Genomic DNA, 25,504 nt, shown 5'->3' with positions numbered 1-25,504 from the left:
GCGTTATTTTGTGGATCGACACGTACGGCCTTTGTTCCTGCGCGTCGCGGTCAGTCTTCGTCGTAGAGGTGCATCTCCTCGAAGAAGCGGTCGCTCACCTGTTCGGCGGCGTAGCGGAGGACGACGGCGTCGTCCGCGGCGTCGGCGAAGAGTCCGAGGGGGATCTCGCCGCCGGCCATGTCGCGGTAGCCGCCTGCGTCCCCCACGTCGTCGAACGCCCGGCGGGCGACCTCGCCCGCGTTGACGCGGGGGTCCGTGGAGCGGATGCTCATCCGGATGGTGTCCTCGACGATGCCGAAGACGAGCACGGTGCGGACGCCCTCGAGGTTCAGCAGGTAGCGCGCCGCCTGCGGGAGGGCGTCCGTCTCGGTCGTGATGCCGGCCGAGGTGACGAGCACCGACCCCCTGACCTCGCGGTTGCGGATGGCCTCGCCGATCGCGTCGAGCGTCGTCGGGCTGAACGCCGCCCCGTACATCCGTTCGACGAGTTCCACGTCGGCGTGCGGCCGGACGTAGGCCCCCGCGGCGTACTCGTTGGCGGTCGGGTTCCGGACGTGATCGAGCCGCTCCCGGTGGAGGGCGAACAGGAGCGCGGAGGCGAGGCGCTCGGAGGGGACGATGTCGAGGGTTCGGAGGTACTCGACGAGGATGGCCGCCGTCGTCGCGTAGCCGGTGCGACAGTCGGTGAACGAGACGTCTCCGGGCTCGTCGCACGGTCGGTGGTCGATGACGATGTCGGGGACCGTCTCGACCGGCAGGTCGTCGTAGGCCCCCGGTTCGGCGTGTCCGACCAGCGCGATCCGCTCGAACTCGTCCGGGTGTAGCTCCTCCGCCTCCTCGAGGTCGATGTCGAGGAGGTTGATGAACGCCAGGTTCTCCTGGTGGGAGATCTCCTCGCTGTAGGCCGTCCGGACCTCTCCGACGCCGACCGCGCGGGCGATGGTCTCGAGCGCTAGCGCACTCGAGATACAATCGGGGTCGGGGTTGTCGTGGCACACCACCAACAGGGAGTCGACCCCGTCGAGCGTGTCGACGAGTTGCTGTGCGTAGCCCACGGGTGACACTACGCGCGATTTCGGAATAAACTTCGCTTTATTTTTACACGCTAGTGATAGTCACGTAACGCTGACGACCGCCCCGTCCGCCGCAGGGAGCGCCCCTGTCGGCGGTCCGCCCGACGGTCGGCGGTCGGACGCCGGATCCCCCGGAGCGGGTCCCGCCGACAGTATATACCGACGCCGCGCCTCCCCGACGCATGGAGTTCACCGTCGACACGGACGCGCGGACGCAGGTGGTGGACGTGACCGATCGGGTAGCGGGCGCGGTTCCGTCCGACGCGACCGGGATCTGCACCGTCTTCGTCCGTCACACCACGGCCGGCGTCGTCGTCAACGAGGCCGAGTCGAGGCTGCTCGACGACGTGGCGGCGTTCCTCGGCGAGGCGGTCGCCGACGAGGGCTGGCGGCACGACGACCTGGACGGCAACGCCGATTCCCACCTCCGGGCGCTCTTGCTCGGTCCGAGCGCGACGATCCCGGTCGTAGACGGCCGCCTCGACCTCGGGACGTGGCAGTCGGTGCTCCTCGTGGAGTGCGACGGCCCGCGCTCCCGACGGGTGACGGTGACCGTGACGCGAAGCGCCTGAGCGTCCGGCGGTTCGGTCGGTCCCGGCGGTCGCGCCGATCCGACGACCGTACGATCCCAGTCCCGGCCCGCGGCGACCGTCTCGACGCGCGACCCGTCGGAACCAGAACGGGCGGAGGAGTGCTCAAGCCCGTCGACGACGATGAACCGACACATGGCTGACGCGAGCGACGTCGAGCGCTACCGGGCGAACTACCGCGCGGAGGTGGACAGCGCCGCGGTCTACCGGGCGATGGCGAGCGCCGAGTCGAACCCGGACCTCGCGACGCTCTACCGCCGCCTCGCCGGAACGGAGGCCGAGCACGCCGGGCTCTGGGCGGAGAGACTGGAAGCGGCCGGCGCGAGCGTTCCGTCGGATCGACCGGGGTGGCGGGCGCGCACGTTGAGTCGACTCGTCCGCTGGTTCGGGCCGGGGGCGGCGCTCCCGACGCTCGACGCGGCCGAACTGACCGACAGCCACGCCTACGTCGACCAGCCGGAGGCGGCGGCGGCGGGGATCCCGGCCCAGGAGCGATCGCACGCCCGGCTCCTGCGTTCGATCGAGGGGGCGGGCGGGATGGAGGGCGGGGCGATCGCACGGCTCGAGGGGCGTCACCGGGCGACCAGCGGGAACGCCCTCCGGGCCGCCGTCCTGGGGGCGAACGACGGCCTCGTCTCTAACCTCAGCCTCGTCATGGGCGTCGCGGGCGCGGCGCTCGCGGCGCAGGCGATCCTCGTCACCGGCCTCGCGGGGCTGCTGGCGGGTGCCGGGTCGATGGCGATGGGCGAGTGGCTCTCCGTGCAGAGTTCGCGCGAACTCTACCAGCGACAGCTGGCCGTCGAGGCGTCCGAACTCGCGGAGTTCCCCGAGGAGGAGGCCGAGGAACTCGCGCTCGTCTACCGGGCGAAGGGGCTGTCGGAGGGGCAGGCGCGCTCGCTCGCCGATCGGCTCGTCGCCGACGAGTCGGCGGCGCTCGATACCCTCGCGCGGGAGGAACTGGGCATCGACCCGGAGGAACTGGGCGGGTCGGCGTGGGAGGCCGCCGGCGCGTCGTTCGTCCTGTTCGCGCTCGGGGCGGTCGTGCCGGTGCTGCCCTTCGCCCTCCTGACGGGCACCGCGGCCGTCCTTACCAGCCTGGGGTTGAGCGCGCTCGCGCTCTTCCTCATCGGGGCCGGGATCACGCTCCTGACCGGGCGGAGCGTACTCTATTCGGGGGGTCGGCAGGTACTCATCGGGCTGGCGGCGGCCGCGCTCACCTACGGCGTCGGGAGCCTCATCGGCGTCGCGATCGCGGGATGAGCGTTCGTCCGGGCGGTCAGGCGACCGTCCGCAGCGCGTCGAGCATCGCGTCGAGGTCGGCGTCGGTGACGGCGAGCGAGAACCCGTCGACGCGCGCGAGCGCCGGGGCGTGCTCCCACAGCGCGTCGCGGTCCATCCCGTGGAGGACGACCGCGCTCGGCGTCGGCGTGACGACGCGGAGGGCGACGAGCGGCGACTCCCCGCGGGTCACGTCGGTGAACACGAGCGCGCGGTTGGTCGACTGGCCGTAGAGGCGGTAGAATTCCTCGCTGGAGAGGCGCGTGATGGCCTCGATGGAGTTGATGACGGTGTGACCCGCGATGGTGCGCTGGGTCCCCTCGACGACCTCCTCGGCGTCGATGGCGTCGTAGAACCGCGAGATCGGGACGGTGGCTGAGTACTCCCGGAGGTCGTAGACGATGTCGCTCTCGAAGCCCGCCGAGATGACGCGCGCGAACTGGCGGACGTGTGTGCCGCCGCGCGCCTCGTCGATGTCGAGCAGGGCCTCGATCACCCGACGGACGACGCCGATGCCCGGACTCCGTCTGCGGCCGCTCTCGTAGTCGGAGACGACGGACGGCGAGACGTCGAGGTGGTCGGCGAGCGCCGTCTGCGCGACGTCGAAGTCGGTGCGCCACTTGCGTAGCGTCCCGCCGGGATCGTCGCTCAGCACCACCTCACCGGCGATGCGCTGTGCCAGCGTGTGGCGGAGATCGGTCATCCGTCTCATCCCGGGTCCCCGGACGGTAAAGCGCTGGCGTATCGAGGACGTTTTTATCGGATGTGTCCAACGATCGACGTAGTGACTCCCCCCATCCCCACCGGCTGTCCGCCCATCGACGACCTCCTCGGCGGCGGGTTCGAGCGCGGTACCGTGACGCAGGTGTACGGCCCGCCCGCGGCGGGGAAGACGAACCTCGCGCTCGGCGCGACCGTCGAGGCGGTCGCGGAGGGCGACCGCGCCCTCTTCATCGACACGGAGGGGCTCTCGATCGACCGGTTCGAGCAACTGGCGCGCGCCCGCGCCGGTGAGGACGACGTGGACGACCTCGCCTCGCGGGTGATGATAACCGAGGCGCTCGACTTCGACGAGCAGGCAGAGGCCGTCCGCGACGCGACCGAGGTCGCCTCGCAGATCGACCTGATCGTCCTCGACAGCGCGACGGGGTTCTACCGCCTCGAACGCGAGAACGACGACGAGGGCGAGGCGCTCCGGACGGTCGTCCGGCAGGTGACCCACCTCCTGTCGCTCGCCCGGCGCTACGACCTCGCGGTCGTCATCACGAACCAGGTGTTCTCGGACCCCGAGAGCGATCGGACGCGCGCGCTCGGCGGCCACACCCTCTCTCACTGGTCCGGCGCGGTCCTCCGCCTCGAGCGCTTCCGCGGGGGCAACCGCCGCGTGACGCTCGAGAAGCACCGATCGAAGCCGGTGGGCGAGTCGGTCCGCTTTCGCATCGTCGAGGAGGGGCTGGTGGCGGGCGATGAGCCGTAGCCGCGACGCGGTGGTGCCCGTGACTCGTCCGGACTCGCCCGTGACCCTCGGGGAGGTAGCCGCGACCCGGGCGAGAGAGACATGCCCGTGCGGTCCGGAGGTGAGACCGTGATCGTCGTCGCCACCGAGGACTTCGAGGTCTACCACGGCGTGGTCAACGAACTCCGCGAGCGCGGCGCGGAGTTCACCACGCAGGAACCCGACGACCCGCTCCCGCCGGACGCCCGTCTGGTGATCGTCGGACCTGACGAGGACGTGGACGAAGCGGCGTTCGACGGGGAGGCTCCCGACCGAGCGGACGTGGCGGTCGTCCCCGCCGACCCGGCGGCCCCGCGCGAGGCGGTGGAGGAGGCGCTCGCGGTCATGCGCGGCGCCGCGGGGCGCACCGTCGTCGGCATCGACCCCGGCGAGCGCCCGGGCATCGCCGTCCTCTCGGGCGACCTCGTCGTCGCGGCGTTCCAGGTGCCGGCGACCGACGCGGCCGAGGTCGTCCGCCGCGAACTGGAGGAGGCGGTCGACCCCGTCGTCCGGATCGGCGACGGCGCGCGGCTGGTCGGCGCGCGCATCGTCGACGACCTCGCGGCGGATGCGCCGGTCGAACTCGTCGACGAGACGGGGACGACCCCCTACGTCGGCACCGGCGCGCGCGGGATGGGCGACGTGCTCGCCGCCGTCAACATCGCCCGACTGTCGGGCGAACGCATCGAGGGGCGCGAGATCGAGCCCACCGCCGGCGAGATCCAGGTCATCAAGAGCCGCTCTCGCGAGCGCAGCGACGACAACCGCACCATCACCGAGTCGCTGGCCCGCCGGGTCGCCCGCGGCGAGTTGAGCCTCGACGAGGCGCTCGACGAGCATCGACGGGAGTAATTGTATTTACTCACGGTACCGACTCGCACGCTTATCCTCGCGGACGACGTACCCGCCGCATGTCCGAACCGACCGACACGAACGTCGAACTCGCCCACCGAACGGACACGTCGTGGGTCGACCGCGAGGCGTACCCCTTCGAGTCGCGCTGTCTCTCCCTCTCGGCGGGCGCTGTCCACTACGTCGACGAGGGGCCCGACGACCCCCGGGCGACCCTCCTGATGCTCCACGGCAACCCCACGTGGTCGTTCCTCTACCGCCACCTGATCCGCGGCCTGCGCGAGGAGTACCGCTGCGTCGCGCTCGACTACCTCGGGTTCGGCCTCTCGGAGCGCCCGCCGGGGTTCTCCTACCGTCCCGAGGACCACGCCGAGGTTCTCGCGGAGTTCGTCGAGGAACTGGACCTGCAGGACCTCGTGCTCGTCGTGCAGGACTGGGGCGGGCCGATCGGGCTCTCTCTCGCGCTCGACGACCCCGAGCGGGTTCGCGGGATCGTCGCCATGAACACGTGGTTCTGGCCGGTGGACGATCGGGCGTACTACCGGGCGTTCAGCTGGCTCGCCGGCGGCCCGCTCGGCCGCGTCGCCTGCGAGCGGTACAACGCCTTCGCGCGGTACGTGATGCCCCTCGCGTACGCGGACCGCTCGAAGCTCACCCCCGAGATCCGCGAGCAGTACCTCCGGCCGCTGGCGCGCCGCGAGGACCGCGAGGGGACGTGGGTGTTCCCTCGCGCCATCGTCGGTTCGACGGGGTGGCTCGAATCGCTGTGGGAGCGCCGCCACGCCGTCGCCGACGCGCCCGCGCTGCTCGTGTGGGGCATGAGGGACCGCGCGTTCCGCCCGCCGTTCCTCCGCACCTTCGAGGCGCTGTTTCGGGAGGCGGAGACGGTCGAACTGGCCGACGTGGGCCACTACGTGCAGGAGGAGACGGGCGAGGACCTGGTGCCGATCGTGCGGGAGTTCCTGGACGGGCTTCCGTCGGACTGAGGGATCTCCGCCCTGCCGGAGCCGACTGCGCCAGTCCCTCGATCACTCCACGCCCGACGTTCGATCGCGGCTCCGGTCGATGCGCGCGGCCGCCGTCCGCTCGTAGCGGAGGGCGATGCGCGCGCCGCAGCGATCGCAGGTGCACAGCCGCGTGTACTCGTCGCGGTACTCGTCGTACAGTTCGCTGTCGGGGGTGACCGCGTCGTGGTCGCAGTGGAGCGAGTCGGGGGTGCGCCTCGACGCGGGACCGACGGACAGGCGGATCGGCGTGGTCAGCCTCTCGAGCAGGACGGTGAGCACCGCCGGCAGGTTCATCTGCCGGCACTCGGGCAGGGGGTCACTTATCTCTTTCTCGGGAGCCGACGGCTCCGTCGACGGAGCCGTCGCCGTCCCCGACCGCCGCCTCCGCCCGGCGCATCACCTCGCGCACCGGGAGGTCGGTCTCCCGGGCCACGCGCGCCGCGTCGTCGTACTCCGCGCTCGCGTCGAAGATCCGGCCCTCCTCGTCGCTGGCGACCTTCACCGACACCTCGAAGGCCCGCCCGTCGACGTCGAGTTCGACCGTCTCCAGGGTTCGACGGGCGACGAAGCGGTGTCGCACGCCCGTCTCGCGGACGCCGAGCGTGCCGGTCTCCTCGGCCAGGCGACGGGCGACGCGCCCCGCGTCCTCGGGCTTCACGATCACCTTCACGAGGTGTCCCGGTCGGGACTTCTTCATCGTCGCGGGGAGGATCGAGACGTCGCGCGCGCCCGCCTCAGCGAGCGACTCGTGGAGGCCGCCGAGCACCTCCGGGGAGGCGTCGTCGACGTTCGTCTCCAGCACGCGGATCTCGTCGCGGACGAGGCTCCCCCGCGTCCGCCCCACGAGCGCGCGGAGCACGTTGGGGTGTTCGGGGAAGTCGTAGCCGCCCGCGCCGTACCCGACGCGCTCGACCGAGAGCGTGGGTAGGGTCTCGACCCCCGTCGCGACGTGCGCGAGGATAGCCGCGCCGGTGGGAGTCAGCAGTTCCGCCTCGACGGGGCCGCCGCGCAGTTCCCAGTCGGCCGCGGCCGCGACGTTCGCGACCGCCGGCGTCGGGACGGGGTACGTGCCGTGGCTCATCGACACCTCGCCCCCGCCGGCCGCGAGCGGCGTCGTCACGACGCGCTCCGGGTCGAGGTCCGCGAGGAGGAGGCAGACGCCCACCACGTCCGCGACGGCGTCGTCCGCGCCGACCTCGTGGAAGTGCGTGTCGTTGAGGTCGGTGCCGTGGACCCGCGCCTCCGCCTCGCCCAGGATCCGGAAGATCGCCTTCGCGTCCGCCGTCACGTGCGCCGGGAGACCCATCCCCTCGACGAGTTCGACGACCTCCCGGTAGGTGCGGAGGGGACCGGCCCCCTCAGCGTGATCGTGGGGATGGTCGTGTGGGTGCGGGTGATCGTGATCGTGCGCGCGGTGGTCGTCGTGATCGTCGTGATCGTGAGAGTGACCGTGATCGTGAGAGTGACCGTGATCGTGAGGATGGTCGTGGTCGTGATCGTGTCCGTCCTCCTCGTGCTCCCCGTGGCTGTGCGGCTCGGCACCGTCAGCGCCGTCCGCCGCGTCGTCCGTCAATCGCACGACGACCCGGGTGGCGAGGATGCCGTTCTTCTCGACCTCGCGCACGTCGTACTCGACGGGGAGGGCGTCCTCGACGGGGGCGAGGGCGTCGCGGTCGGCCCCGGCCGCGAGGAGCGCCGCGAGGAGCATGTCGCCGCTCGCGCCCATGCGCCCGTCGAACGCGATGGTGTCCATGATCGGTGATCGTCCGGGGGAGCGAAAAAGTCGACCGATCGCGTCACGACCCGTCGAGAGGTACGACCGTGTGAGTGATGAGCAAAAGGGATATACCCGGTCGAACCCGACCTACGGGTAACCCCGCAATATGAACGAAGTGCAACTGGAGGTGGCGAAGGCGTACCCCAACGACTCGGGGCGCGGCATCGCCCGCCTCGACCCGGACACGCTGCTGCACCTGAAGTTGAGCCCAGGTGACATCATCGAGATCGAAGGAGGCGATCGGACCGCCGCGAAGGTCTGGCGCGCAGACCGGCAGGACTGGAACACCGACACCGTCCGCATCGACGGGTTCACCCGACAGAACGCCGACGTGGGTATCGGCGAGCGGGTGACCATCCGCAAGGCGGAGGCGACGAAGGCGGACAGGCTGGTGCTCGCGCCGCCCGAGGAGGCGAGCGTGCAGTTCGGCAGCGACGCCGCGGGCATGGTGAAGCGCCAGATCCTCAAGCGTCCGGTCGTCGAGCGAGACATCGTTCCCGTGATGTCGAGCACGAACCACCCGTTCATGCGCTCGCCGGGCCAGGCGATCCCGCTCATCGCGGTCGAGACCGAGCCCGAGGGCGTCGTACTCATCACCGAGGATACCGAAGTGGAACTCCGCGAAGAGCCCATCTCCGGCTTCGAGAAGACCGGCGGCGGCATCACCTACGAGGACATCGGCGGGCTGCAGGGGGAGATCCAGCGCGTCCGCGAGATGGTCGAACTCCCGATGAAGCACCCCCAGATCTTCAAGAAGCTCGGCATCGAGCCACCGCAGGGCGTCCTCCTGCACGGCCCGCCGGGGACGGGCAAGACGCTGCTCGCGAAGGCCGTCGCCAACGAGACCTCGGCGAGCTTCTTCTCCATCGCCGGGCCGGAGATCATCTCGAAGTACTACGGCGAGTCCGAACAGCAGCTGCGGGAGATCTTCGAGGACGCGAGCGAGGAGTCGCCCTCCATCATCTTCATCGACGAACTCGACTCGATCGCCCCCAAGCGCGAGGACGTGACCGGGGAGGTCGAGCGGCGCGTCGTCGCCCAGCTGTTGACGATGATGGACGGCCTCGAATCGCGTGGACAGGTCATCGTCATCGCCGCCACGAACCGCGTCGACAGCGTCGATCCCGCGCTGCGCCGCCCCGGCCGGTTCGACCGCGAGATCGAGATCGGCGTCCCCGACGAGATCGGGCGCAAGGAGATCCTCCAGATCCACACCCGCGGGATGCCCCTCTCCGACGACGTGAGCCTCGACCACCTCGCGGACGAGACCCACGGCTTCGTCGGGGCCGACATCGAGTCCCTGACGAAGGAGGCGGCGATGAAGGCCCTCAGGCGGTACCTCCCCGAGATCGACCTCGACGAGGAGGACATCCCGCCCAGCCTCATCGACAAGATGATCATCAAGCGGGAGGACTTCCGCGGCGCGCTCGCGGAGGTCGACCCCAGCGCCATGCGGGAGGTGCTCGTCGAACTCCCGAAGATGACCTGGGACGACGTCGGCGGCCTCGCCGACGCGAAACAGCAGGTCCAGGAGTCCGTCGAGTGGCCGATGAACAACCCGGAGCGGTTCGAGCGCATGGGCATCACCCCGCCGTCGGGCGTGCTGCTCTACGGCCCGCCGGGGACGGGCAAGACGCTGATGGCGAAGGCCGTCGCCAACGAGACGAACGCGAACTTCATCTCGGTGCGCGGCCCGCAGTTGCTCTCGAAGTGGGTCGGGGAGTCCGAGAAGGCCATCCGCCAGACGTTCCGCAAGGCGCGGCAGGTCTCCCCGACGGTCGTGTTCTTCGACGAACTCGACTCCCTCGCGCCCGGTCGCGGCGGCGACGTCGGCTCGAACGTCTCCGAGCGCGTCGTCAACCAGTTGCTGACTGAACTCGACGGGCTGGAGGAGATGGAGGACGTTATGGTCATCGGCGCGACCAACCGCCCGGACATGATCGACCCGGCGCTCATCCGCTCGGGTCGCTTCGACCGCCTCGTCTTCATCGGCGAGCCGGAACTCGAGGGCCGCGAGGAGATCTTCCGCATCCACTCGCAGAACACGCCGCTCGCGCCGGACGTGAGTCTGCGCGAACTCGCGGAGCTGACGGGCGGGTACGTCGGCTCGGACCTGGAGAGCATATGCCGCGAGGCGGCCATCGAGGCGCTCCGCGAGGACCACGACGCCGACGAGGTCGAGATGCGCCACTTCCGCCAGGCGATGGAGTCGGTCCGACCGACCATCTCCGAGGAGATCCGCTCGTACTACGAGGACATCGCCGACCAGTTCCGCGGCGGTCAGCGCACCCCGGAGCGCCAGAGCGGCCGTATCGGCTTCCAATAGGAACCCACCTTTTGCCGCGCGGGGGTCCGAAGGACCCCCGCTGGCAAAATCTGGACCAAAAGCCCGCGTCACCCCCTCAGTCGCTTCGCTCCTTCGGGGGTTCCTTGGCCCACTCGCTCCCTGCGGTCGCTCGCGGAACGACGCGCTCGTGCCACGGCGAAGAAGCCGGTGGTAGCGCCGGTCTGTTAGTTAGTTCTAGCAACGCTTTTGTCGCGAAGCTCGGTATCTCGCCGGACGTTCGATGGACTGGCGTTCCCGCGACACCGCGCTCGCCCTCTGCGCGCTCGCGTACTTCGGGACGCGCTTCAGCGAGTTCGTCGTCAGTCCGCTCGTACCGTCCGTGACTGACGGTCTGGGGACGACGACCGGCGTCCTCGGCGTCGGGTTCACCGCGATGACCGCCGGGTACGCCCTCGTACAGTTGCCGAGCGGGATGCTCGGGGACCGTGTCGGCGAGCGTCGCGTCGTCCTCGGATCGCTGGCGGCCACCGCGATCGGCAGCCTGGGGTTGGCGCTGGCTCCGAGCCCGATCACGTTCGTCCTGGCCATGACCCTCCTCGGTCTCGCGACCGGCGTCTACTACACCCCGGCGACGACCCTTCTGACGAATCTCCACGCGGAGACGGGGCGGGCGATCGGCGTCCATCGGATCGGGGGGCAGGCGGTCGGCCTCACCGCCCCCGTCGTCGCGCTCGTCGGCGTTCAGTTCGGGTGGCGGGTCGCGCTTGCGCTCGGAGCCGTCGTCGCGGTTCCGGTGCTCGTGGGGTTCGCGGCGCTGGTTCGACCAGTCCCTCGCACCGACGGAGGGACGGCTCGACCGCGCCCCGACGTCGCCGCGCTCGTCGAGTTGCTCTCCCGCCGCGACCTCGCGCTCGCGACCGGGATCGCGTCGCTCGGCCAGTTCGCCGACGTGGCGACCTTCTCGTTCCTACTCGCGGTGCTGGAGGAGCACCACGGATTCGCGCCCGCGACCGCGGGCGCGCTGTTCGCCCTCTACTTCGCGGTGCTGACCATCGGCCAGCCCGCGGTCGGGTGGCTCTCCGACGAGATCGGACGCGGCTCGACGACGGTCTCGGCGCTCGCCGCCGGGGCGTTCGGGTACGTGCTGCTGGCGGTCCGGACGGATCTCGTCGCCGCGGCGCTCGCGACCTGCCTCGTCGGCGTCGGAATGACGTGGAGCCCGCCGGTCCAGTCCCGCATCGTCGACACCCTCAACGCGGACGAACGGGGCGTCGGGTTCGGTCTCGTCCGCACCGTCTACATCCTCGTCGGGTCGCTCGGCGGGGTCGTCGTCGGGAGCGTCGCGACGCGAGCCGGCTGGTCGGCGGCCCTCTCCCTGCTGGCCGGCTGCGTCGCTCTCGGGGCGCTCCTGGCGGGTGCGGAGGGGACGGTGGCGAACCGCGTAGAGTGACGGTCTCGACTCGATACCGCACACTCTGCGTGCGCTGAACGACACCCTGGAGTGCAGGCGACGCCGCGGCGGGGTGTCCGGTTCGCGGGGCGTGGCGTCGCGCACCCGCGAGCGCCCCGCGACGATTTTCACGTCACGGAGGTCTCTGGTCCCGTTCTCGGTTATAAAAGTACGGACCGGCAAGACCACCCTACCGACCTGAACACCACCGATGGCACCAGCGCGGCACCCGTGAGCGAGGCCGAAGGCCGAGCGAGCGGACCGACGAACCCCCGAGCGCAGCGAGGGGGTGAGGAGGGTTTTGATCCAGCTTTTGCCAGGGAGCCGCCAGCGACCCGCTTCGCGGTCGCTGGCGCGCGAGCGCAGCAAAAGGTGGCGGAGTAAAAGGTGGGTTTTAATAGATCAGTTCGTCGCTGTTCTCCACCATGTAGAGGGTGCGGGCGGCGATGTTGACGGCGTGGTCGCCGACGCGTTCGAGGTCGCGAACCGTGAGCAGGAGGCGCGAGACGTCCTGCATGAGCGTCTCGATCTCCTCGTCGTCCCTGTCGACCGACTCCGTCTCGATCAGGTCCCTGACGACGGTCTCGGAGGCGCGCTCGCAGAGGCGGTCGAGGTCGTCGTCCCGCTCCGCGATGGCGAAGCAGGCGTCGGCGTCCTCGGCCTCGTAGGCGTCCATGGCGTTCTCGATCATCTCGAGGGTCATCTGGCCGATCCCCTGAACGTCGACGTCGGGGTAGACGTCACGCTTCGCGTCGAGGGTGTAGGTCCCGAGGTTGGTCGCGAGGTCGGCGATGCGTTCGAGGTCGGTGATGATCTTGAACGACGAGGCGATGAACCGGAGGTCGCCCGCCACGGGTTGTTGCAGCGCGAGGAGGTCGATACACTGGCCTTCCAGGTCGAGGTAGAGTTCGTTGACCTCGTCGTCGCCCTGGATGACCTCCATCGCGAGGTCGCGGTCCTTCGATTCGAGGGCGGAGAGACCCATCCGGAGTCGTTCGGAGACCACTTCGCTCATGTAGAGCACGTCTTCGCGGAGCGAAGACAGCTTCTCCTGGTATCCCTGTCGCGCCATCAGCGTACCACCACGGACGTATCGTTCATATGCCTGTGGGCGCGCTCCCGAAATAAATACCCTCGCGTTGACGTCCCTACCGAGTAGTGTGAGTATATATGACAGCATACTCCGACGATACCGAACGAGACGGCGTGATCGTCGGCGTTCGAGGAGTCTCTGGAATCGATCGAACGGTGGCCCTGATTCGTCCGTACTTCGGACGAGGTATACCCTGGTGACATGTCGAGACAGTAGACTGCCACCCGATATATAGAAATGGATTGATTTATGGCCCACCGCTCTCGACACCGGACCATGGAAACGCGCAAGGTGCAGGTGACGGGGGGTTCGACGTACACCGTCTCGCTTCCGAAGACGTGGGCGACCGACAACGGCATCAGCGCCGGGAGCGTCGTCGAGTTCTACCCCGAGGACGACTCGCTCCTGTTGACGCCGAAGGCCGAGGAGCGGCGGACCGAGGGGACCCTCGACATCACGAACCTGGAGGGGAGGGAGCTGATGCGGGCGGTGATGACGATGTACGTCAGCGGGTTCGACATCATCAACCTCGAGACGGCGCGCGTCACCGCCTCCCAGCGTCGCGCGATCCGCGATGCCGCCCAGCGGCTCGTCGGCCTCGAGGTCATCGGGGAGACGAGCGAGCACATCATCCTTCAGGACCTCCTCGACTCCTCCGAACTCTCGATCATCAACGCGATCACGCGGATGCGCCTGGTCGCGCTCAGCATGCTCAACGACGCCGTCACGGCGCTGATCGAGGACGACGACGACCTCGCCCAGGACGTCATCGAGCGCGACGACGACGTCGATCGCCTGTGGTACATGACCTCTCGGGTGTTCCGGTCCGTCCTGCGCGATCCGAGCACCGCCACCGAGGTCGGTCTCGGTCGCGAGGTCTGCTTCGACTACCACTCGAGCGCCCGGCAACTCGAGCGCATCGCCGACCACGCGACGAAGGTCGCGGAGCACGCCCTCGAACTGGACGCGACTCCCGAGGAGGCCGCAGACGGGCTCCAGGAACTGCTCGCCGAGGCGGGAAACGTCACCGAGACGGCGATGGACGCGCTCCTCGAGGACGATTCCGAGCGCGCGACCCGCCTCGCCAACGAGGCCCGCGAACGCGTAGACGAGATCGACAAGCGGGCCCGCGAGGTCGACAAGCTCATCCGCGAACTCGACCCCCAACAGGCCCAGCTGCTCGGTCTCGTCGTGGACTCGCTCGGCAGGAGCGCGGACTACGGTGGCAACATCGCCGAGACGGCGCTGCAGAAGGCCGCACCGAAGCCGTAGCTGTAGCCGTCGCCGTCTACGCACCGACCGAAGCCGGCTGCTTCTCGAGCGCGCTCGTTACACCTGCTCGACCGTGCTCGATCGTCGCACCGACCCGTCCTCTGCGCCGACGACGCTCGGATCAGGAGCTAGAACGGGTGGCGGAAGGAGACGAAGGAGAACCGAACGGACCTACTGGTCGTCCACGAGGACGGCGTTGACCTGCCCGTCCTGTCCGGGGCGGGAGGTGACGCGGGCCGTTCCGGCGGACGTGTCGATGACGGCACCCTTGGTGATGATGTTTCGGCGGACGTAGTTCGGGTTGGCGTCGTTCCGCGTGACGCCGTTGATGGTGGCCGAGACGACGCCGTCGTCCGTCGCCACGCTCGCCACGTCCGTGGAGATCGCGCGGACCTTCACGTTGCCGCCGCGCGTGTCGACGGTCTTGAGTTTCGCGTCGCCGACGCGGGTCTCCGTCGGGGTCGCGCCGAGTTCGTGCTTGCGCTTCTTGCGGATCGGGCGGCGTCGACCGCCGGTACGCTTGGTCCGGGAGCGTCCCTGGAACTTCATACGGTGGAGTGTCCCGAGAGGTGCTTAAAACGCTCGATGCGGACCGACAGTGTTAGGACGCCGGCGACGCCTCCCCCATCAATGAGTCTCCGGCAGGCCGTCGCCGCACCGTTTCGCGCGAGAGGGCGCGAGCGCATCGCCGAGAGCGAGTTCGTCGTCGCCCTCTCGCTCGACCGCGACTGGTTCTCGCCCGATCAGGCCAAGCGGCTCCTCGACGTGGCCGTCAGCGAGGGGCTCCTCATCCGCGAGGACGGCGACCTCGTCGTCGCGTTCGACGCGGACGACGAATCGATCCCCGACGATTTCCGCCCGGACGAGTCCATCATCCAGCGCCGGAGCACGTTTCAGCGGCTCCTCGACGCGCTCGTCGATTCGGGCGAGGCGAAGCAGGAGGCCGTCGCGGGCATCAACGCCCTCCAGTCGGACCTCGGCCTCACGATCGAGGCCGCCGCCGTCCTCTACGCCCACCGCAGGGGCGTGGACGTGAGCGATCACGCCGCCCGCGCGCGGGCGGAGCTGTGAGCGGAGACGTGAACGTGAGGTGGAGAGACGTGAGGTGGAGAGACGTGGATGTGAGCGGGGTGACGACAGCGATTCGGGCACGTCTTCACCGCTTCACCACTCGGCCGCCGCTTCCGCGTGGTAGTCCTTCGCCAACCCGTACTGCTCCGTGAGATCGGCGATCGGCGTCCGCGACGCGTCGACTCGGAGGTCGTTGTACCACTCGTTCGCGAGCGGCGCGCCGGGATCGACGACGCGGACGGCGGCGCTCCGAACGTCGTCGTCCCGTCGGTCGCCGCCCGCCTCCTCGCCGGCGGCGAGCGCCTCGATCAGCCGAACGGCGAGTTCACGGTCCGGATCGCCGCGTTCGAACGCCGCCGCGATCGCATCGAGCACCCCCTCGCCGGCGAGCGTGTTGCCGGCCACCGAGTAGCGCTCCCCGACGCGGTCGCCGTAGACGGGTGGCGCGTCGCCGTGGTGGACGCCTCTCGCCTCGCGGCAGAGCGCGTGGACCTGTCGGAGGTGGGGCCGTGAGACCGCGGCGAGGGTAGCGGCGACCGCGTCGTCGGCACGGAGGCCGTCGTCGAGATACCCGAGCAGGCGCGGGCCGACCTCGCCGACGGTGTAGTGCTGCGTCGCCACCGACCCGTTCTCCGAGACGAACGGACAGAACACGCCGATTCCGGGGGTGTTCGTCGCCACAGCGACGCCGAATCGGACGTACTCACCGTCGTCGGCCGGTCGGGTCTCGCGGACGCAGATGCTGAACGTTACGTGCCGAGTCGCGGCGGGGCGACCAAATCGCTTCGAGAAGCGACCGCCTTCGGACCCGGAGCCGCCGAACCGTTCGCTCGTCTCCCCCGAATCGTCGGAGGGATACGGGTAGAGGGGGTAGCTCGATCATGACCGACGAACGGGTGACCGACGGTCGCCGGATCGCCGAACTGCTCGCGAGCGAACTCGTCGCCCGGACCGACGGACCGCTCGCCGGCCTCGAACTGGTCGACGTTCGCGACGCGGACGGCGATCAGTTCGGGGAGTTCGCCTACGCCGTCGAGCGGGAGGGCGAGCGCGTCGCGGAGGTCTACGTCCACCAGGACCGCACGCGCGTCGAGTTCCGCATCGGTCTCGACGCACTCCCCCGGGCGGCGGCGGAGCGGGGGCTCCGCGTCCGTCCGAAGGCGAGCCGTCCGCCCCGCGCCATCGTCTTCGTGGAGGACGGCGCGCAAGTGAAGCGAGTCCTCCCGGTCGTCGTCGACTGTCTCGACGCCGCCTGAGGTCTGCGGACGTCCGTGGACGTCCGTAGACGCCGGCCGACGTTTCCCCTGCAAGCTTTTGTGCGCGCTCGTCTCACCGAAGATCGATGACCACGGTCCCGCTCGACGCGCCGCTCGAGATCGGCGGACTGCGCGTGCCCAATCGCCTCTACCGCGCGCCGCTCCTCGAGTGCGTCGGCGACGGACCCGACGCCGGCGAGCGCCTGGCGGACGAACTCGAACCGGCGGCCGCCTCCGGCGCGGGGCTGATCTTCCAGGGCGCGACGATCGTTCGCGGGGAGGGCGGCTGCGTCGCGCCGAACATGACGCGGATCGACACCGCCGAGAAGGCGGATCGCCTTCGGGCGGTCACTGACGCCGTCCACGACCATGGCGGGCGTATCGCGATACAGCTCGATCACGGCGGACTCCGGTGTCTCGAGACGTGGCACCGCGGGTACCGCGCCGCGCATCCCGAACTCCGACAACTCGCCGTCTCGCGTCCTCCGGGGGTCCTGCGGGCGCTCGACTGCGTCGGCGCGCTGGAGTACGACCCGCACGTGCTCTCGACCGGGGACGTGTACGACCTCGCCGCCGACTTCGGGCGGGCGGCGCGTCGGGCGACCGACGTCGGATACGACGGCGTCCACCTCGCGGGGGCGAACGCGGGGCTCGTCCAGCAGTTCCTCTCTCCGTACTACAACCGGCGGAGCGACGAGTTCGCCGACGGTGCGCGCTTCCTCGAACTCGTCCACGACGAGGTCCGCGAGCGGGCGGGAGACGTCCCGCTGATGACGAAGGTGCCGACGGAGTCGCGCCGGCCGCCGTTCGTTCGGCGGGGACTCTCCCCCACCGACGCCGTCGAGATCGCCGTCCGACTCGCCGACTACGGATACGACGCGCTCGTCCCCGTCGAGGGATCGACGTTCTGGGACATGAGCCTCGTCCGGGGGGAGTACCCCAGGCGCACCTGGGAGGCGTCCCAGTTTCAACCCGGCTACGAGGCCGCGTTCGGCGGTCGGCGGCGAGCGGCGCTCGTTCGGGCGCTGACGCGCGTCAGTGCCGCGGCGAACGGCTTCGAGCCGCGCTGGAATGCGGACCTGTGCCGCGCGGTTCGCGAGCGAGTGGACGTTCCCGTCCTCTGCGAGGGAGGCATCCGCACTCGCGAGGGGATCGATCGCCTCCTCGGGACGGCGTGCGACGCGGTCGGCCTCGCCCGCCCGTTCTACGCCGAACCGCGCCTCCCGGCGCGGCTGCTGGCCGACGCGAGCGCGGCGGTCGCCTGCGAGAACTGCAACAACTGCGTCGTCCCGCAGGCGACGGGCGCGCCGGGGATGTGTCGCACGCCGTCGGTCGTGCGGCGGCGCGGCGAGTACGAGCGGCGCGGGGCGTACGAGCGGGACCGATAGCCCCTCCCATCGTCACGGTTCAATCGTCTCCGTCTGTCCTCGGAGGCGCATGGACATCGCCATCGCGGGCCGTGGTACCATCGCCGAGGCCTACGCGGACGGCGCGCTGTCGGATCCCGAATTCGCGGGCGGGCGAGCATCGAAAGCTTGTAGCGGTCGCTCCGGGATTGACGGGCAATGACCGCGAGTGACGGCTTCTTCGACCGCCTGCGCGCGCGTATCGACTCGGTCGACAGCGTCGTGTCGGTCGGCCTCGACCCCGACCCGAAGCGCCTCCCCGAGCACCTTCGCGAGCGCGACCTGCCGCGCTGGGCGTTCAACCGGCGCATCATCGACGCGACCCACGAGTACGCCGCCTGCTACAAGCCCAACGCCGCCTTCTACGAAGACGCGGACGGCTGGCGCGCGCTCCGCGAGACGATCGCCTACGCCGAGGGGAAGGGCGTGCCCGTCCTGCTCGACGCGAAGCGGGCGGACATCGGCAACACCGCCCGCCAGTACGCGGGGCTGCTCGACCACGCCGACGCCATCACGGTCAACCCCTACATGGGCCGCGACTCGCTCGAACCGTTCCTCTCGCGGGCGGATCGGGGCGTGTTCGTCCTCTGTCGCACCTCGAACCCCGGCGGGGCGGACTTCCAGAACCTCGAAGTCGCCCCCGGAAAGCGGCTGTTCGAGTACGTCGCCCAGCGCGCGGGCGAGTGGAACGAGCGCGGCAACGTCGGCCTCGTCGTCGGCGCGACCGCTCCCGAGGAACTGGAGCGCGTCCGCGAACTCGTCCCCGACCTCCCCTTCCTCGTCCCCGGCGTCGGCGCGCAGGGCGGCGACGCGGAGGCGGCCGTCGAGTTCGGGCTGGCAGACGGCGTCGGCCTCGTCAACTCCTCTCGCGGCATCATCTTCGCCGGCGAGGGCGAGTCCTTCGACCGCGCGGCGGGACAGGCGGCGAAGCGGCTCAAGGAGCGGTTGAACCGGTATCGGTAGCGGGCACTGACCGGCCGCAAGCCTCCGGCTCGACGCGCGACGGGCGCGGTAAACGCCCTGGCGAACAGGCGACGCCGCGCGCTGCTCGCGGGGCGTGGCGTCGCACAACCGCAGCGCGCCCCGCGACGATTCTCAGGTCACGGGGGGCTCTGGTCCCGTTCTCCGATGTAAAGGTACGGGACGGAAGGCCGGAGTACCACCGACGGCACCAGCGCAGTACCCGCGAGCGAGTGAAACGAGCGAGCGGACCGAGGAGCGACTAGCGGAGTGCGAACGACGTGAGCACTCCGGCGGGAGCGACGAGGGTTTTGCTCCAGCTTTTGCCAGCGAGGCGCGCGAAGCGCGCCGAGCGCAGCAAAAGGTGGTGGTTCAGAACTCGTAGGTGTCCACGCCGTCGGGTCCCTGACCCCGATCCGGCTGGCCCTCCCCGCCCGGCGCGTCCCCGACCTCGCGCAGGCAGTCGGTGCAGAGCCCGGTCGATCGGTCGTAGTGGCGCTCGCAGACGAGCCTCCCGCAGCGGTCGCAGCCGTCAACCACCTCGTTCGTCTGGCAGAGTTCACACAGTCCGGAGACGCTCATGGGTCAGGTTAGCACGCCGACGCGCAAAAGCGACCGGGCTGCCGACGCCCCCGGAGACGGCTCGGCAACCGTTGTCTCAGAGATCTATGACGGTTATGTTGGGAGGGCTGTCGTATCTCTCTCGTACCTCTTACGTCGCTTAGAACGACTGGGCGGTCGCTATCGGGCGATCTCCACCGGGACCGATCTGGGACCACCGGTATCCCGTCTACGCTGTCTACGCCGTCTACGCTCGCTACGATCTATCCCGTCTAAACCCTGTGCCGCGTCGCCGTTCACCGTTCGCCCTCCGTAGCGGGCGAGAGGCTTACGGTGTCCGCACCGTAACGGAGAGTGTGAACCGTCCGCGGCTGATTTCGGCGCTCACGCTCGTCTTCGCGGGGCTGACGCTCTTTCTCGTGATCGTCGGTCTCGCCCTGGAGCCGCTGGTCCTGCTGCTCGCGGTCCCGTTCGGCGTCGTCGCCTACTTCATGTGGTACCAGTCGTCCGGTCGGCTCGTGGAGCGGATCTACGCGGGCGTCGAGCGGCGGGCGCGCGTCGAGGAGCGCCGGGACGCGGGCGACGGACAGCCGTGGGACCCCCGCGAGCAGTGGGAGCGGCGCGGCGACGTCGGTGGGCCGGGCGGGGAGCGGCGGCGGGCGCGAGCGCGGACGAACGGTTCGGATCGAACGCGAGGGCGGACGAACCCCCTCCGGCGGAACGCCGGGCCGACCGCGCGCGAGGCCTACGAGATCCTCGGGCTGTCCCCCGGGGCGGACCAGCGGGCGATCAGGCGCGCCTACCGGAAGCGGGTGAAGACGGCGCACCCCGACACCCCGGAGGGGAGCGAGGAGGAGTTCAAGCGGGTGACCGCGGCGTACGAGCGGCTCACCGAGTAGCGAGGACGCCCGCCACGTCTCGCTCGACGGTCGGGCTCATCCACCGGCGATCCAGCGCCGACACGATTTCGTCGACGCCCTCGCGCTCCCGGGCGAGCGCCTCGACCGTCTCCACCCATTCGGGCAGGAGGTCGGCGTACGCCGCGAGTTCGGCCGCCGCGTCCTCGCCGGGCCCGAAGTGGCCGTACAGGATCCGCTCGGGGCCGAGCGCGGCCAGTCGCTCGACGGTGTCCAGGTTCGCGTCGAGGTCGAAGTTCGGCGGCGGCGTGGTCGGGAGGAGCGAGCCCCAGAGGCACATCCCCGCCGCGTCGGCGGCGAACAGCGTCCCGCGCTCGGGGTCGAACAGCGCGACGTGGTGGGGGGCGTGGCCCGGCGCGTCGTACACGTCGAGCGCGCGGTCGCCGAGGTCGATCCGATCGCCGTCGGAGAGGGCGTTCGTCCGGGACGCGGGGACGAGTTGCGGGTCGCCGAACGGGGCGGGCCGCCCGACCGCGCGCTCGACGCTCTCACACAGCCGGGTCAGGCGGTCCCGGTCGGTGAGATAGGGGAGGCCGCGCTCGTGGACGTGGACGGTGGCGTTCGGGCAGGCCTCGGCGAGCGCGCCCGCCCCGCCCGCGTGGTCGAGGTGGACGTGCGTCGGGACGACGTGCGCCACGTCCGCCGGGTCGACGCCGAGCGCGTCGAGCGCAGAGAGCACGCGCGGCGGGCTCTCTGCGCTCCCGGTGTCGATCACGGCCGGGGGTTCGGCGTCGACGACGTACAGCGACGTGCCGCCGGGGATCCCGAGCACCATCGCGTCGACGGTGTGGACGCTCTCGTCGCCCGGTACGGGGGTCGGTTCCATGTGACGCGGTCGTCCCCCGGTGACTTGATACCGCCGGCGGCCGCCCTCCCGGTATGCAACCGCTGGCCGTCGACATCGACGGGACGCTGACCGACGACGACCGGGCGCTCGATCCGCGCGTCGTCGAACCGCTGCGCGAGTGGCCCGCGCCGGTCGTCGTCGCCACGGGCAAGGCCCTCCCCTACCCGGTCGGCCTCTGTGAGTTCCTCGGGATCCCGATCCGCGTCATCGCGGAGAACGGCGGCGCGGTCTACCTCGCGGACGACGACGAACTGGAGTTCCACGGCGACCGCGAGGCCGCGCAGGCGGTGGTCGAGCGGTACGAGGCGGCGGGTCACGAACTGGGCTGGGGGGGCGTCGACTTCGTCAACCGATGGCGGGAGACGGAGGTGGCGGTCAACGTGGACCAGCCCCTCCAGCCGCTGCGCGACATCGCCACGAGCGAGGGGATGCACGTCTTCGACACGGGCTACGCCTACCACGTCACCGCGCCCGACGTGGACAAGAGCCGCGGGTTGCGCTCTGTCGCCCGCCGCCTCGGGTACGACCCCGCGGACTTCGCCGCCGTCGGCGACTCGGAGAACGACGCCGGGATGTTCGAACTCGCGGGTACCTCCTACGCCGTCGCGAACGCGGACGAGGCGGCGAGGGCGGCCGCCGACGGCGTGACCGACGGGGCGTTCGCGGACGGGTTCCTCGAGGCGATCGATCGGATCCGCGGCGAGTGGTAGGCGCGTTCGTCGGCGGACGGTGACGACCGGGGCTCCCGAGCGCTATCGAGCCGTTCCGTGGGATACGCCCGCACACGAGCGCGAACGCTTTTACCCGGGGAGTTGCTAACCACCCCCAATGAGCCCTGACCGGGCCGCGTTGGAGCGGGCGCTCGAACGCGGCGAGCAGGAGGGTGGGAGCGTCGAGTTCAAGGAACGACTCACGCGCGAACTCCACCTCGCGGACGGTCGTCTCGAAAGCCTGGCCGCGCAACTTCGCCACCGCGTCCTCTCGGGCGACGGCGAGGCGACCTACGTCGTCGGCGTCACCGACGACGGGGGGCTCGCGGGAATCGCCCACGACACCTTCTCCGAATCGATGGACGTGCTCTCGCTGCTCGCCGAGGAGGCCGGCGCACACATCGAGGACGTCCAGACGTGGGGCGTCGGCGAGAACGGCGAGCGCGGACTCGTCGGCGTCGCCACGATCCGTGAGGGGGCGATGCTCGACGTGGACGACCAGCACATCGTCGTCGGCACCGCGGGGCACGTCGACCACGGAAAGAGCACGCTCGTCGGGTCGCTCGTCACCGGCCAGCCGGACGACGGCGAGGGCGGCACGCGCGGGTTCATGGACGTGCAACCCCACGAGGTCGAGCGCGGCCTCTCCGCCGACCTCTCCTACGGCGTCTACGGCTTCGACGGGGACGGCCCCGTCCGCACGCCGAACCCCCACCGCAAGACCGACCGCGCGCGCGTCGTCGAGGAGGCCGACCGCGTCGTCTCGTTCGTCGACACGGTGGGCCACGAGCCGTGGCTCCGCACCACGATCCGCGGGCTGGTGGGCCAGAAACTCGACTACGGGCTGCTCGTCGTCGCGGCGGACGACGGTCCGACCAGGACGACGCGCGAGCACCTCGGCATCCTCCTGGCCACGGAACTCCCCACGATCGTCGCCATCACGAAGGCCGACGTGGTCGATCCGGAGCGCGTCGCCGAGGTGGAACGCGAGGTCGAGCGCCTCCTCAGGAACGTCGGCAAGACCCCGTTGCGCGTCGAGCGCCACGGGATCGACGCGGCGATCGAGGAGGTCTCCGAGCAGGTCGTCCCCGTCGTCACGACCAGCGCCGTGACGATGCGGGGCCTCGAGATCCTCGACGAACTGTTCGAGCGCCTCCCGAAGACCGCCGACGGCGCGGGCGAGTTCTCGATGTACGTCGACCGCACCTACTCGGTGACGGGCGTCGGGGCGGTCGCCTCGGGCACGGTCCGCTCGGGGGAGGTAGAGGCGGGCGACGAACTCCTGCTCGGCCCGATGGCGGACGGCGCGTTCGTCCCCGTCGAGGTGCGCTCCATCGAGATGCACTACCACCGCGTCGACGAGGCGAAGGCCGGGCGCATCGTCGGCATCGCGCTCAAGGGCGTCCGCGAGGCCGACATCGAGCGCGGGATGGTGCTCCTCCCCCGGGACAGCGACCCGCGGGCCGTCCGCGAGTTCGAGGCCGAGGTGATGGTGCTCAACCACCCGACGCGCATCGGCGACGGCTACGAGCCGGTCGTCCACGTCGAGACGGTGAGCGAGGCAGCCGTCTTCTCGCCGGAGGGCGGCCAGCTCCTCCCCGGCGACACCGGCACGGCGTGCGTCCGGTTCAAGTTCCGACCGTACCTCGTCGAGGAGGGCCAGCGCTTCGTCTTCCGCGAGGGGCAGAGCAAGGGCGTCGGGACGATCAGGCGCATCGTCGAGGAGGAGTGACGTTTCGCGGCCTACAGTCGTGGAGAATCCCCGACCGAGGGTCACCGCCACGCGCCGGGACTTCTCGCCCCTTCGACCGGCGTTGCGATTATGTCCCTCCCGGCCCAACGAAGTGACATGCAACTCTCGGACGTCGGCCATCGGGTACGGGAGATCGACGACTCCCTGACCGAACAGCAGAAGTTCCGCGGGGGGAGCCTGCTCATCGTCGGCGGTGCCGCGCTGGTGACGCTCCTCGTGTTCGTCCCCATGACGTCGATCGCGCTCCAGGCGGTGCTGGCCGTGATGGGCGTCGCGCTGATGGTCGTCGGCACGCTCTCCGTCGGCACCTCGAGGCGACGAAAGCGACCGGTCTGACACTCACCTCGTGCTCGGTCCCCCGCTCCGCGCGAGCGAATCGCACTCGAGCGTCCGGATCCGATCGTCAGCCTCGGCTACGGTACAGTCTCTCCACCTCTCTCTCGCCCTCGACGCGCTCCGCGAGGTCGAACGCGACGGCCCACTCGAGGATCCGGCGGACGCGCTCGCGCCAGACGCGCTCCCAGTCGGTGCGTCGGCTGCGCTCCCACTGCGGCACGTCGTCGCGAACGCGCTCGTAGGCCGCCTCGGGCGAGATCGGCCCCTCGGCCGCCTCCAGCGCCGCCAGCACGTCGTCCGCGGCGTGGACGCGCTCGCGGAACGCCCGCGCGAGGTCGGCGTCGGTCGGGTCGGCGCGCGTCCGGTAGTACCCGCCGTCGCTCTCGGCGACGAGGCCGAGCGCACGCAGGAACGTGAGCCACTCCCTCGCGACGTCGCGCGACGGGAGCCCGACGTCCGCCATCAGGCGGGCACAGCAGTCGTCCTCGGCACCGGGGACGAGCGGGAGCGCCCGCGCCGCCTCGCGAGCGAAGGGGAGGGGACGCGGCTCGGGGACGACCTTGAACCTCACAGCCCGAAGCTCGCCGCGAGGAGGTCCTCGTCCGTCTCGCCGAGCGCGTAGGCGGGGCCGCCGACCACGTCCACCGCGACCCGCGCGGGCGCGAAGACGCCCTCCGACAGGTCGTAGAAGTCCCAGTCGACCGCCTCGAACACCTCCGCGAAGGGCGCGCCGTACTCCTCGCGGGCCGTGGAGGGTAGCTCGTCGAACCGGTCGAAGTCCGACTCGACGGTGAGGTGGACGCGGCTCCCGTAGGCGAGCGCGTCGTTCGTCCGGGCCATCGCCGCCTCCTCGCTCGCGGCGACGGGCGCGACGGGCGCGCTCGCGCTCGCGGTGAGCACGTCGAGCGGGTCGTAGCCGAGTTCGAACGCGCGCCAGACGGCGAGTTCGGCGGCGCGGGCGGCGGTCGTCACGCTCCCGACGATGCTCGCGGTCGGGTAGGTCGGCAGGAAGACGGCGTTCGGCGCGACGCCGGCGAGGTCGGCGACGTGCTCGGCCACGGCCTCGCCGGGCAGTTCGTCCGACTCGATCGCGAGGACGGCGAACTCGAAGGCGTCGGCGTACCCCAGTCGGCGGAACTCCTCCTCCTCGGCGACGAGCGCGCGGGCGGGCCCGCTGCCGAGCCCCTCGAACCCGTCCACCGAGACCTCCCAGCCCGCCTTCTGCGAGCAGAGCAGCGCGAGCGCGGGGTGGTCGGTGGTGAGGTCCACGACGGGGCGGGGCGCGCCCGCGACCTCGCCGATCGAACTGGCGACGCTGGCGAGGCCCGCGCTCTGGATCTCCGCGAGCAACAGCCCCGCCTCGACGCCGCCGAGGGCCTCGACGCCGAAGTCGATGACCGTCGCGCCGTTGTCGAGTTCGTGGGCCTCGATGGCCAGTTCCTCGGCGAAGTCGAGCGCCTCGTCGACGAGGTCGAGCGCCATGCGGTTGAGACTCTCCATGCGGGGGATTGCG

The 25,504-nt window shown here is 70.5% G+C and carries 28 protein-coding genes; 17 read left to right on the top strand and 11 right to left on the bottom strand.

Features of this window, described 5'->3' with window-relative positions:
* Nucleotides 1-50: 50 nt before the first annotated feature.
* Complete coding sequence (locus NKI68_RS17940) at nucleotides 51-1,055, bottom strand: DHH family phosphoesterase (RefSeq protein WP_254544492.1); 1,005 nt, start codon at nucleotides 1,053-1,055, stop codon at nucleotides 51-53.
* 200 nt (nucleotides 1,056-1,255) lie between these two features.
* Between NKI68_RS17940 and NKI68_RS17935 the strand changes: the two genes are divergently transcribed.
* Together NKI68_RS17935 and NKI68_RS17930 are read left to right on the top strand one after the other, a co-directional pair.
* Nucleotides 1,256-1,645, top strand: a complete 390-nt coding sequence (locus NKI68_RS17935) for a secondary thiamine-phosphate synthase enzyme YjbQ (RefSeq protein WP_254544491.1) — start codon at nucleotides 1,256-1,258, stop codon at nucleotides 1,643-1,645.
* Between the two features lie 153 nt (nucleotides 1,646-1,798).
* Nucleotides 1,799-2,923, top strand: a complete 1,125-nt coding sequence (locus NKI68_RS17930) for a VIT1/CCC1 transporter family protein (protein ID WP_254544490.1) — start codon at nucleotides 1,799-1,801, stop codon at nucleotides 2,921-2,923.
* A 16-nt stretch (nucleotides 2,924-2,939) separates the two neighbouring features.
* Here the strand turns inward: NKI68_RS17930 and NKI68_RS17925 are convergent, their stop codons facing one another.
* Nucleotides 2,940-3,644: a helix-turn-helix domain-containing protein gene (locus NKI68_RS17925; protein WP_254544489.1), complete on the bottom strand. Its 705-nt coding sequence runs from the start codon at nucleotides 3,642-3,644 to the stop codon at nucleotides 2,940-2,942.
* A gap of 81 nt (nucleotides 3,645-3,725) precedes the next feature.
* On the opposite strand from NKI68_RS17925, the gene radB reads away from it, so the two are divergent.
* The 3 genes from radB to NKI68_RS17910 all read left to right on the top strand — a co-directional run bounded on the left by radB (nucleotide 3,726) and on the right by NKI68_RS17910 (nucleotide 6,274).
* Nucleotides 3,726-4,418, top strand: a complete 693-nt coding sequence (radB, locus tag NKI68_RS17920; RefSeq protein WP_254544488.1) for a DNA repair and recombination protein RadB — start codon at nucleotides 3,726-3,728, stop codon at nucleotides 4,416-4,418.
* Nucleotides 4,419-4,526: 108 nt separating this feature from the next.
* Complete coding sequence (locus tag NKI68_RS17915; protein WP_254546450.1) at nucleotides 4,527-5,288, top strand: hypothetical protein; 762 nt, start codon at nucleotides 4,527-4,529, stop codon at nucleotides 5,286-5,288.
* A 59-nt stretch (nucleotides 5,289-5,347) separates the two neighbouring features.
* Nucleotides 5,348-6,274 carry an alpha/beta fold hydrolase gene (locus tag NKI68_RS17910; protein WP_254544487.1) on the top strand — a complete coding sequence of 309 codons (927 nt, stop codon included), beginning with the start codon at nucleotides 5,348-5,350 and terminating at the stop codon, nucleotides 6,272-6,274.
* 42 nt (nucleotides 6,275-6,316) lie between these two features.
* Here the strand turns inward: NKI68_RS17910 and NKI68_RS17905 are convergent, their stop codons facing one another.
* Both NKI68_RS17905 and larC read right to left on the bottom strand, forming a co-directional pair.
* On the bottom strand, nucleotides 6,317-6,589 hold the full coding sequence (locus NKI68_RS17905; RefSeq protein ID WP_254544486.1) for a hypothetical protein: 273 nt from the start codon (nucleotides 6,587-6,589) through the stop codon (nucleotides 6,317-6,319).
* A gap of 22 nt (nucleotides 6,590-6,611) precedes the next feature.
* Nucleotides 6,612-8,048 (bottom strand): nickel pincer cofactor biosynthesis protein LarC, encoded by a 1,437-nt coding sequence (gene larC, locus NKI68_RS17900; RefSeq protein WP_254544485.1) that lies wholly within the window; start codon nucleotides 8,046-8,048, stop codon nucleotides 6,612-6,614.
* A gap of 130 nt (nucleotides 8,049-8,178) precedes the next feature.
* Between larC and NKI68_RS17895 the strand changes: the two genes are divergently transcribed.
* Both NKI68_RS17895 and NKI68_RS17890 read left to right on the top strand, forming a co-directional pair.
* Complete coding sequence (locus NKI68_RS17895) at nucleotides 8,179-10,398, top strand: CDC48 family AAA ATPase (RefSeq protein ID WP_254544484.1); 2,220 nt, start codon at nucleotides 8,179-8,181, stop codon at nucleotides 10,396-10,398.
* A gap of 241 nt (nucleotides 10,399-10,639) precedes the next feature.
* Complete coding sequence (locus NKI68_RS17890; RefSeq protein ID WP_254544483.1) at nucleotides 10,640-11,809, top strand: MFS transporter; 1,170 nt, start codon at nucleotides 10,640-10,642, stop codon at nucleotides 11,807-11,809.
* Nucleotides 11,810-12,203: 394 nt separating this feature from the next.
* Here the strand turns inward: NKI68_RS17890 and phoU are convergent, their stop codons facing one another.
* The gene (phoU, locus tag NKI68_RS17885; RefSeq protein ID WP_254544482.1) at nucleotides 12,204-12,881 is read right to left on the bottom strand and encodes a phosphate signaling complex protein PhoU; all 678 of its coding nucleotides are present in this window, start codon (nucleotides 12,879-12,881) and stop codon (nucleotides 12,204-12,206) included.
* A 297-nt stretch (nucleotides 12,882-13,178) separates the two neighbouring features.
* Between phoU and NKI68_RS17880 the strand changes: the two genes are divergently transcribed.
* Nucleotides 13,179-14,174 (top strand): phosphate signaling complex PhoU family protein, encoded by a 996-nt coding sequence (locus tag NKI68_RS17880; protein ID WP_254544481.1) that lies wholly within the window; start codon nucleotides 13,179-13,181, stop codon nucleotides 14,172-14,174.
* 171 nt (nucleotides 14,175-14,345) lie between these two features.
* Here the strand turns inward: NKI68_RS17880 and NKI68_RS17875 are convergent, their stop codons facing one another.
* Nucleotides 14,346-14,723: a 30S ribosomal protein S8e gene (locus tag NKI68_RS17875; RefSeq protein ID WP_254544480.1), complete on the bottom strand. Its 378-nt coding sequence runs from the start codon at nucleotides 14,721-14,723 to the stop codon at nucleotides 14,346-14,348.
* Nucleotides 14,724-14,804: 81 nt separating this feature from the next.
* Here NKI68_RS17875 and NKI68_RS17870 point away from each other — a divergent pair, with 81 nt between their 5' ends.
* A complete protein-coding gene (locus NKI68_RS17870) occupies nucleotides 14,805-15,245 on the top strand; it encodes a DUF2240 family protein (RefSeq protein WP_254544479.1) in 441 nt (146 codons plus the stop codon).
* A 93-nt stretch (nucleotides 15,246-15,338) separates the two neighbouring features.
* Here NKI68_RS17870 and NKI68_RS17865 read toward each other — a convergent pair whose 3' ends face one another.
* Nucleotides 15,339-15,986, bottom strand: a complete 648-nt coding sequence (locus NKI68_RS17865; protein ID WP_254546449.1) for a DUF1028 domain-containing protein — start codon at nucleotides 15,984-15,986, stop codon at nucleotides 15,339-15,341.
* Nucleotides 15,987-16,126: 140 nt separating this feature from the next.
* Here NKI68_RS17865 and NKI68_RS17860 point away from each other — a divergent pair, with 140 nt between their 5' ends.
* From NKI68_RS17860 to pyrF, 4 genes are all read left to right on the top strand, one after another.
* The gene (locus NKI68_RS17860) at nucleotides 16,127-16,501 is read left to right on the top strand and encodes a DUF7993 family protein (RefSeq protein WP_254544478.1); all 375 of its coding nucleotides are present in this window, start codon (nucleotides 16,127-16,129) and stop codon (nucleotides 16,499-16,501) included.
* An 86-nt stretch (nucleotides 16,502-16,587) separates the two neighbouring features.
* Nucleotides 16,588-17,889, top strand: coding sequence for an oxidoreductase (locus tag NKI68_RS17855; RefSeq protein WP_254544477.1), 1,302 nt, complete (start codon nucleotides 16,588-16,590; stop codon nucleotides 17,887-17,889).
* 49 nt (nucleotides 17,890-17,938) lie between these two features.
* Nucleotides 17,939-18,070 carry a hypothetical protein gene (locus tag NKI68_RS23625; RefSeq protein ID WP_256562651.1) on the top strand — a complete coding sequence of 44 codons (132 nt, stop codon included), beginning with the start codon at nucleotides 17,939-17,941 and terminating at the stop codon, nucleotides 18,068-18,070.
* Nucleotides 18,067-18,870 carry an orotidine-5'-phosphate decarboxylase gene (gene pyrF, locus NKI68_RS17850; RefSeq protein ID WP_254544476.1) on the top strand — a complete coding sequence of 268 codons (804 nt, stop codon included), beginning with the start codon at nucleotides 18,067-18,069 and terminating at the stop codon, nucleotides 18,868-18,870. The genes NKI68_RS23625 and pyrF overlap by 4 nt, the downstream gene beginning before the upstream one ends.
* Before the next feature lie 369 nt (nucleotides 18,871-19,239).
* Here the strand turns inward: pyrF and NKI68_RS17845 are convergent, their stop codons facing one another.
* The gene (locus NKI68_RS17845; RefSeq protein ID WP_254544475.1) at nucleotides 19,240-19,449 is read right to left on the bottom strand and encodes a hypothetical protein; all 210 of its coding nucleotides are present in this window, start codon (nucleotides 19,447-19,449) and stop codon (nucleotides 19,240-19,242) included.
* A 335-nt stretch (nucleotides 19,450-19,784) separates the two neighbouring features.
* On the opposite strand from NKI68_RS17845, the gene NKI68_RS17840 reads away from it, so the two are divergent.
* Entirely contained in the window at nucleotides 19,785-20,327 is a 543-nt protein-coding gene (locus NKI68_RS17840; RefSeq protein ID WP_254544474.1) for a J domain-containing protein, read from the top strand.
* Here NKI68_RS17840 and NKI68_RS17835 read toward each other — a convergent pair.
* Nucleotides 20,317-21,171 carry an MBL fold metallo-hydrolase gene (locus tag NKI68_RS17835; protein WP_254544473.1) on the bottom strand — a complete coding sequence of 285 codons (855 nt, stop codon included), beginning with the start codon at nucleotides 21,169-21,171 and terminating at the stop codon, nucleotides 20,317-20,319. The genes NKI68_RS17840 and NKI68_RS17835 overlap by 11 nt on opposite strands.
* A 53-nt stretch (nucleotides 21,172-21,224) precedes the next feature.
* Between NKI68_RS17835 and NKI68_RS17830 the strand changes: the two genes are divergently transcribed.
* The 3 genes from NKI68_RS17830 to NKI68_RS17820 all read left to right on the top strand — a co-directional run bounded on the left by NKI68_RS17830 (nucleotide 21,225) and on the right by NKI68_RS17820 (nucleotide 23,991).
* Nucleotides 21,225-21,902, top strand: a complete 678-nt coding sequence (locus NKI68_RS17830; RefSeq protein WP_254544472.1) for a phosphoglycolate phosphatase — start codon at nucleotides 21,225-21,227, stop codon at nucleotides 21,900-21,902.
* A gap of 118 nt (nucleotides 21,903-22,020) precedes the next feature.
* Nucleotides 22,021-23,634, top strand: a complete 1,614-nt coding sequence (locus tag NKI68_RS17825; protein WP_254544471.1) for a GTPBP1 family GTP-binding protein — start codon at nucleotides 22,021-22,023, stop codon at nucleotides 23,632-23,634.
* A 117-nt stretch (nucleotides 23,635-23,751) separates the two neighbouring features.
* A complete protein-coding gene (locus NKI68_RS17820; protein ID WP_254544470.1) occupies nucleotides 23,752-23,991 on the top strand; it encodes a hypothetical protein in 240 nt (79 codons plus the stop codon).
* 67 nt (nucleotides 23,992-24,058) lie between these two features.
* Here NKI68_RS17820 and NKI68_RS17815 read toward each other — a convergent pair whose 3' ends face one another.
* The gene (locus tag NKI68_RS17815) at nucleotides 24,059-24,562 is read right to left on the bottom strand and encodes a double winged helix-containing putative transcriptional regulator (protein WP_254544469.1); all 504 of its coding nucleotides are present in this window, start codon (nucleotides 24,560-24,562) and stop codon (nucleotides 24,059-24,061) included.
* Nucleotides 24,559-25,491, bottom strand: a complete 933-nt coding sequence (gene mch, locus NKI68_RS17810) for a methenyltetrahydromethanopterin cyclohydrolase (protein ID WP_254544468.1) — start codon at nucleotides 25,489-25,491, stop codon at nucleotides 24,559-24,561. Before mch ends, NKI68_RS17815 begins: the two co-directional genes overlap by 4 nt.
* Between the last annotated feature and the right edge of the window lie 13 nt (nucleotides 25,492-25,504).

The organism is Halomarina pelagica, assembly GCF_024228315.1.
In the GTDB taxonomy this organism is placed as follows: domain Archaea; phylum Halobacteriota; class Halobacteria; order Halobacteriales; family Haloarculaceae; genus Halomarina; species Halomarina pelagica.
This window is presented reverse-complemented; position numbering and strand designations above follow the sequence as displayed.

Excerpts from the sequence above, each read along its gene's own strand:
- NKI68_RS17935 (WP_254544491.1), top strand. The coding sequence starts at position 1,256 with ATGGAGTTCACCGTCGACACGGACGCGCGGACGCAGGTGGTGGACGTG.
- NKI68_RS17930 (WP_254544490.1), top strand. The coding sequence starts at position 1,799 with ATGGCTGACGCGAGCGACGTCGAGCGCTACCGGGCGAACTACCGCGCG.
- NKI68_RS17925 (WP_254544489.1), bottom strand. The coding sequence starts at position 3,644 with ATGACCGATCTCCGCCACACGCTGGCACAGCGCATCGCCGGTGAGGTG.
- NKI68_RS17910 (WP_254544487.1), top strand. The coding sequence starts at position 5,348 with ATGTCCGAACCGACCGACACGAACGTCGAACTCGCCCACCGAACGGAC.
- NKI68_RS17905 (WP_254544486.1), bottom strand. The coding sequence starts at position 6,589 with ATGAACCTGCCGGCGGTGCTCACCGTCCTGCTCGAGAGGCTGACCACG.
- larC (WP_254544485.1), bottom strand. The coding sequence starts at position 8,048 with ATGGACACCATCGCGTTCGACGGGCGCATGGGCGCGAGCGGCGACATG.
- NKI68_RS17895 (WP_254544484.1), top strand. The coding sequence starts at position 8,179 with ATGAACGAAGTGCAACTGGAGGTGGCGAAGGCGTACCCCAACGACTCG.
- NKI68_RS17890 (WP_254544483.1), top strand. The coding sequence starts at position 10,640 with ATGGACTGGCGTTCCCGCGACACCGCGCTCGCCCTCTGCGCGCTCGCG.
- phoU (WP_254544482.1), bottom strand. The coding sequence starts at position 12,881 with ATGGCGCGACAGGGATACCAGGAGAAGCTGTCTTCGCTCCGCGAAGAC.
- NKI68_RS17880 (WP_254544481.1), top strand. The coding sequence starts at position 13,179 with ATGGAAACGCGCAAGGTGCAGGTGACGGGGGGTTCGACGTACACCGTC.
- NKI68_RS17875 (WP_254544480.1), bottom strand. The coding sequence starts at position 14,723 with ATGAAGTTCCAGGGACGCTCCCGGACCAAGCGTACCGGCGGTCGACGC.
- NKI68_RS17870 (WP_254544479.1), top strand. The coding sequence starts at position 14,805 with ATGAGTCTCCGGCAGGCCGTCGCCGCACCGTTTCGCGCGAGAGGGCGC.
- NKI68_RS17860 (WP_254544478.1), top strand. The coding sequence starts at position 16,127 with ATGACCGACGAACGGGTGACCGACGGTCGCCGGATCGCCGAACTGCTC.
- NKI68_RS17855 (WP_254544477.1), top strand. The coding sequence starts at position 16,588 with ATGACCACGGTCCCGCTCGACGCGCCGCTCGAGATCGGCGGACTGCGC.
- NKI68_RS23625 (WP_256562651.1), top strand. The coding sequence starts at position 17,939 with ATGGACATCGCCATCGCGGGCCGTGGTACCATCGCCGAGGCCTACGCG.
- pyrF (WP_254544476.1), top strand. The coding sequence starts at position 18,067 with ATGACCGCGAGTGACGGCTTCTTCGACCGCCTGCGCGCGCGTATCGAC.
- NKI68_RS17845 (WP_254544475.1), bottom strand. The coding sequence starts at position 19,449 with ATGAGCGTCTCCGGACTGTGTGAACTCTGCCAGACGAACGAGGTGGTT.
- NKI68_RS17835 (WP_254544473.1), bottom strand. The coding sequence starts at position 21,171 with ATGGAACCGACCCCCGTACCGGGCGACGAGAGCGTCCACACCGTCGAC.
- NKI68_RS17830 (WP_254544472.1), top strand. The coding sequence starts at position 21,225 with ATGCAACCGCTGGCCGTCGACATCGACGGGACGCTGACCGACGACGAC.
- NKI68_RS17825 (WP_254544471.1), top strand. The coding sequence starts at position 22,021 with ATGAGCCCTGACCGGGCCGCGTTGGAGCGGGCGCTCGAACGCGGCGAG.
- NKI68_RS17820 (WP_254544470.1), top strand. The coding sequence starts at position 23,752 with ATGCAACTCTCGGACGTCGGCCATCGGGTACGGGAGATCGACGACTCC.
- mch (WP_254544468.1), bottom strand. The coding sequence starts at position 25,491 with ATGGAGAGTCTCAACCGCATGGCGCTCGACCTCGTCGACGAGGCGCTC.